The 6,061-nt window shown below is 62.2% G+C and carries 5 protein-coding genes; 3 read left to right on the forward strand and 2 right to left on the reverse strand.

Annotation, left to right across the window (positions count from 1 at the left end; translation table 11 throughout):
• Nucleotides 1-499, reverse strand: a 499-nt coding sequence (rpsF, locus tag EN969_RS13395; RefSeq protein ID WP_013532520.1) for a 30S ribosomal protein S6, incomplete at its 3' end; no start/stop codon positions are given.
• A gap of 451 nt (nt 500-950) precedes the next feature.
• Here rpsF and EN969_RS13400 point away from each other — a divergent pair.
• Nucleotides 951-2,612 (forward strand): pilus assembly protein, encoded by a 1,662-nt coding sequence (locus EN969_RS13400; RefSeq protein WP_063167703.1) that lies wholly within the window; start codon nt 951-953, stop codon nt 2,610-2,612.
• A gap of 47 nt (nt 2,613-2,659) precedes the next feature.
• Here the strand turns inward: EN969_RS13400 and EN969_RS13405 are convergent, their stop codons facing one another.
• A complete protein-coding gene (locus EN969_RS13405; RefSeq protein ID WP_024504319.1) occupies nt 2,660-4,591 on the reverse strand; it encodes an LTA synthase family protein in 1,932 nt (643 codons plus the stop codon).
• A gap of 277 nt (nt 4,592-4,868) precedes the next feature.
• Here EN969_RS13405 and fabD point away from each other — a divergent pair, with 277 nt between their 5' ends.
• Nucleotides 4,869-5,810: an ACP S-malonyltransferase gene (fabD, locus tag EN969_RS13410; protein WP_013532517.1), complete on the forward strand. Its 942-nt coding sequence runs from the start codon at nt 4,869-4,871 to the stop codon at nt 5,808-5,810.
• 59 nt (nt 5,811-5,869) lie between these two features.
• The coding region (locus tag EN969_RS13415; RefSeq protein WP_245467437.1) for an SDR family NAD(P)-dependent oxidoreductase at nt 5,870-6,061 on the forward strand (192 nt) is incomplete at its 3' end.

Below are 6,061 nucleotides of genomic sequence, written 5' to 3' on the forward strand. Positions count from 1 at the left end.
ATTCTGCACCCCCTTCAAAGCCTTCGCGCGGACGGCGCGGACCACGATCGGCACCGGCGTCGCCGAACGAGCGCGGCGGACGATCGCCACGGTCGCCGCGATCACGATCGCCGAACGAACGCGGACCACGATCGCCACGGTCACGGTCGCCGAAGCCGCCGCGTTCCGAGCGCTCTTCGCGCTTCTGCATCATGGCCGACGGGCCTTCCTCATGCGCCTCGACCTTGATGGTCAGGAAACGCAGCACGTCTTCGGACAGGCCCATCTGGCGCTCCATCTCGTTGAGCGCGGCCGCCGGGCAATTCAGGTCCATCAGCGTGTAGTAAGCCTTCCGGTTCTTGTTGACCCGGTAGGTGAGGGACTTCAGTCCCCAGTTCTCGACCCGGCCGACGGACCCGCCATTTGCGGAGATGACACCCTTGTACTGTTCGACAAGCGCATCGACCTGCTGCTGCGAGAGGTCCTGCCGGGCAAGAAACACATGTTCGTAAAGAGCCATTATGTCTTATGCCTTTCTTCGTTTCTCTCCCGGTTCCCGGCGGCAAAAGCCTCTGCAACTTCTCTGACCCGCAAACCCTCGAGGGGCAGGGGGAAGAAAGGAGCATGACGAGACGGTCGAGAGCGGAGACACGGGAGGCGGAAGCACTTCCGGCTTCACACGAAGGTTCTGAAAAACCTCCGGCCCTCCGTTCAGCCCCCAGCAAGGACCGGCAGATTGCGGGCGTCTATACAGCAATCCGGCCGCAAAGCAAGGGCAAGCGGCATTCCCGTGTGTCGCAGGCGACGATCGGGAGCAGCAACGGCCGGAGTCGTGGTTTCCGGCAACCACGTCTTAACCACACCAGCAGGTTGTGTGGAGTTGAAGCCTGGCCGTCAACGGTCGATTCATCATGGAAGGCGCAAAAGCCCGGACAACCGCGCAAAAGCGGCAAGCATTTCCGGGGGTAAGGATGCTTCTCAACAAATTCTGGCGCTCGAAGAGCGGCAATTTCACGCTTGTGCTGGGACTGGGTTTGCCGGTCATCCTGACGGCAGTCGCTTTCGCAACCGATGTCTCGACCCTTATGCGGGCCAAGAGCAATTTGCAGAACGCTCTCGATTCGGCAAACCTTGCTTCTTCGCATCTTGGCGATCTCGACATCACCCGCAATGACGCTTTCAACCGCTATTTCCAGGCCAACATCGTCGGTCATGGCGAGCTCGACAATGCGCAGGCGACGTTGACTGTCGACAAGGGCGTCAACTTCGTCAAGACCAAGGCGGTTGCCTCGGCGGACGTCCATCTCAACTTCGCCTTCCTGTTCGGCGACAGCAAGCACATCGTGGTCGATGCCTCGGCGGTCGAATCGAACAACCAGCTCGAAGTCGTGCTGGTGCTGGACAACACCGGCTCGATGGCCGGCGCGCGGATGACGGCGCTGAGGACGGCGACAAAATCGTTGCTCGACACGCTCGAAGCGGCGAAATCGCCAACGCGCAAGATCCGCGCCTCGCTGGTTCCTTTCGTGACGGCCGTCAATGTCAATGGCGACGGCTTCGACCCGTCCTGGATCGACATGGACGGCAAGTCCTCAACCAACGGCGTCAATTTTCCCGTCATCGACGGCAAGCGGCCGAACCACATGGCGCTTTTCAAACAGCTCAAGAAGACCGGATGGGCCGATGCCGGATGGAATGGCACCGGATGGAAAGGTTGCGTCGAGGCGCGGCCAGGCGCTTACAATATCTCCGACACGCCACCCGACCCGGCCAAGCCCGACACGCTGTTCGTGCCCTACTTTGCGCCGGATGATCCCGAAGACGCCCAGAAGCCGTCTGGCTCCTATGGCAATTCGGATAAATACTACAACAACTCCTATCTCAACGATGTCAGCGACAAAACCAGGCTTGCCCAGTCGGGCATCAACATTCTGGGCATCGATCTCAGCAACCTGCTCGGCAATCTCATCGAACTTCTGTCGCCCGATGACAGGGATGCCAGGGAAAAGATCGCCAAATATGTTGCGCCCGCCAAGGAACTCATCACCGAGATCGGCTCTCCCGTCACTGTCGGCCCGAACCGTGCGTGTCCGACCCCGGTGGTCCCCCTGACCGACGATTTCGACAAGCTGCGCAAGGCGGCCAGTCAGATGACCGAGTGGAATGGCTCGGGTACCAATGTCTCCGAGGGCCTGTCATGGGGTATGCGTGTGCTGTCGCCCGCCGCGCCCTACACCGACGGAGCGCCTTGGAAGACGCCCGGCATCAGCAAGATCGTGCTGTTGCTCACCGACGGCGAGAACGTCGTCTATGGCGCCAGCGAACAAGAACCGACAAAGTCGGATTACACATCCTATGGCTATCTGGCTGGCGGCCGCTTCGGATCGGACAACCAGACGACCGCTGCGCGCAATGTCGACGGCTGGACCAAAAACGTTTGCACGCAATTGAAGAACGAGGGCGTGCAGATCTACACCATGGTGCTGCAATCCGACACCGCAGCCAACCGTGCGCTTTACAGCGCCTGCGCCTCGGATCCGAGCAACTATTATGCCGTCAACGATCCGACCAAACTGCCGAACGTGTTCCTTCAGATCGCCAACAACTTCACGAAGCTGCAATTGACCAACTGAACACGCGAACCGAGACGGACCAGCAGGCTCTGAGGAAATCGCTGGCCTCAACTCGTATGGGCGGCGACAATCTTGTCGACCGTTTCGGGGAAGAAGTCGGGCGCTGCGTGGCGTTTGCCGAACATCATATCGTACTGCAGCAGGCGGAAATCGCGGATCGCCGGATCGATCTCCTTCTGCCGCGCCCAATCGGGCGTGGCCTCGCCAGCCGGCGTCAGCAGCAAATTGCGGTCGACGACACGGTAGTGTTCGCTCATCTCGCCCAGGAAGCCGGTGTAGTAGGGATGGCTGATGCCGGCCGTCTTCAGGATATGATAGGGCAGGAAGGCCGGGCTGACAGCGCCCATGTGCTCAGCCGGCCCGGTGCGGTTCGACCAGATGACCAGCGGCGTCTCATGATGCTCGAGGGCAGCCTCGGGCGACGCTTCCTTGCGCGGCGCGACATTGTCCTTCAGGAAGCCGGTTTCGACATAGACCGGCCCGAGCGGCGGCAGATGGTCGCCGAAGAAGGCGATCACGGTTGGGCGGGAGCGTGTCTTTGCCCATTCGACGAGGCGTTCGAGACCGCGATCGGCATCGGCTGAGCCTTCGGCGTAGCTGAGCAGCGATTCGCGCGCCCACTGGCTGATCGGCGCCTGCACCCTGTGCGTGGGACTGTAATAGCGGTTCGGTTCGTAGGGACCGTGGTTTTGCAGGCTGACCGCAAAGAAGAACACCGGCTCTTCGCTGGCGTCGGCCTCGCTGATGATCTCGTCGGTCATCGCGGCATCCGATGCCAGTGGCCCGCGCTTTTGCATTGGCGGCAGCGTCTCTTCCGACTTGAAATCGTTGAAGCCGAAATCGGCGTAGACCGCGCCACGGTTCCAGAACCAGTTGGTGCCCGGATGGATGGCGCGCGCCCGATAACCCTGGCTCTTGAGGAAGGTTGCCAGCGACGGCGTCGGCGTGCGCACATATTGCTGGTAGGGGATGCTGCCGGCCGGCAGGAACGCGTTGGAGAAGCCGGTCAGCGCCTCGAACTCGATATTGGCGGTCATGCCGCCGAACTCCGGCGAGAACATCGAGCCGGAGCGCAGCGCCCGCACATTGGGGATCGGATCGGGCGTGATGGTGACGCCGGGCAGCTTGGTCGGGTCCCAGAAGGACTCGCTCATGACGATGATGATGTCAGGCTTCTCGGCCGGCACCGAGGCGGTCACATCGGGCCTGGCGATCGCCGCGATCGCCTTGTCGGAATAGCCCGGCGGCGCAGAGACATGCGCCATCGGCACATTGAGCGCAAAGGCCAGCGCAAAACCGTTGGAGGCATAGTTTTCCTTCTGGTCCCACATGATCGGGATGATCTGCAACCGGTCCCTGGTCCAGGAGAAGGTGGCATAGTCCATGATCGAAACGAAGAAGGCGAGCAGCGGCACTGCCAGCGTCAGCCGCGCAAGGCGTCCCTTGCGGCTGAGTGCGGGAACCTTGCGGCGCCACATCCGCCAGCCATAGACGAGCAGCGACAGGCCGGCGACGATGCCGACGACCATGGCGAGCGCGGTCATCGGCCGGTCGCGCACCAAAAGCGGCAACAGCGCGAAGATCTGGCGGGCATAGAGGAAATCGGTCGGATAGAGCGGATCGCCGAGATAATGCGACTTCTGGTGGCCGACGAAGGCAAGCGATAGCGTCAGCGGCGCGACGATCATCAGGCTCTGATGGCTGCGGCCCAGCACCGCATCGAGGCCGATCAGGATCAGCGCGAACACGACGATGGTGGTCCAGCCCGGCTTGAGCGGCTGCAGGAAGAAGGAGACCGTGCCGGCAAAGTCGCCGCGCACGATCAGTTCGATGGCAAACACCAGGACGGCGGCGATCGCCAGGCTGATCAGCCCATAGCGCACGACCGGCCATCTCCTGCCCGGCAGATAGCCGGTGGAGGGGTCGTCTTCCAGGAACTGTGGCGCGGCCTTGCCGGCGCGTTTGTAACTCTTTGCCACTTTAACTTCCCCACCCAGCGACAAGCACGTCACTCGATTGTCATGGAATTGTCACGCAAAGCTAGCGCCTGTGGCCAAAATAAGAAGAGCCAGCAAACGAATCGTGAGCGGTTTTCATCAGGAGTGATCGCCAAAAAGCCTTTCGGAACAGGCACTCGGCGGATGAAGCTGCGGTCGAGCAGGGTCGAACCGGGCTTGACTTGGCGGCCTGCCTTGCGTCACAGGCAAGAAAAACTCGTCTATCAGGCAAGCAAAACCAGCCCTTGGGAGCCCGCGCATGGCCGTTGCATTCACCTTTCCTGGACAAGGCAGCCAGGCAGTCGGCATGGGCAAGGATCTCGCCGAGGCCTTTCCCGAGGCGCGCAGAATTTTCCAGGAAGTCGACGACGCGCTCGGCGAAAACCTGTCGAAGCTGATCTGGGAAGGGCCGGAAGAGACGTTGATGCTGACCGCCAACGCGCAGCCGGCGCTGATGGCGGTGTCGCTGGCCGCGATCCGGGCGCTGGAATCGCGCGGCTTCTCGCTGAAAGGCAAGGTCGCCTATGTCGCCGGTCATTCGCTGGGCGAATATTCGGCGCTCGCGGCCGCTGGCTTCGTTTCGGTTGCCGATGCCGCCAGGCTGCTGCGCATCCGCGGCAATGCCATGCAGGCGGCGGTGCCGGCCGGCGAGGGCGCCATGGCGGCGATCATCGGATTGGAACAGGCCGATGTCGAAGCCGCTTGCGCGGAAGCCGCCAAAGGCTCCGTCTGCCAGATCGCCAACGACAATGGCGGCGGCCAACTGGTCATTTCCGGCGCCAGGGCCGCGGTCGAACTGGCGGCGAAACTGTGCACTGAGAAAGGCGCCAAGCGCGCACTGATGCTGCAGGTGTCCGCGCCCTTCCATTCGGCGCTGATGGCGCCGGCCGCGAACGTTATGCGCGACGCACTCGCCGGTGTGACAAAGAATGCGCCGGTCGTTCCCGTCCTCTCCAATGTCACGGTCAGCCCGACCAGCGATCCGGACGAGATCGCCCGCCGCCTGGTCGAGCAGATAACCGGCCGCGTACGCTGGCGCGAGACCGTGGAGTGGTTCGGCGCAAATGGCGTCACCACGCTTTACGAGATTGGCGCCGGCAAGGTGCTTTCGGGATTGGCGCGGCGCATCAACCGCGACATCGCCACTGCGTCGGTCGGCTCGGCGGCTGAGGTCGAGGCAACGCTAGCAGCGCTTGCATAAAGCCCTATTTGATCCCATTCCCTGCAAAGGGGTGTTCTCTTCTCAATCAGGAGACAAAAATGTTCGAATTGACTGGCCGCAAGGCGCTCGTCACCGGCGCATCGGGAGGCATCGGCGAGGCGATCGCCCGGATGCTGCATGCGCAAGGCGCGATCGTCGGCCTGCATGGCACCCGCGTCGAGAAACTGGAGGCGCTGGCTAGCGAGCTTGGCGACCGGGTCAAGCTGTTCCCGGCCAATTTGTCCAACCGT

The organism is Mesorhizobium sp. M7A.F.Ca.CA.003.01.2.1, assembly GCF_003998945.1.
Taxonomy (GTDB): domain Bacteria; phylum Pseudomonadota; class Alphaproteobacteria; order Rhizobiales; family Rhizobiaceae; genus Mesorhizobium; species Mesorhizobium ciceri.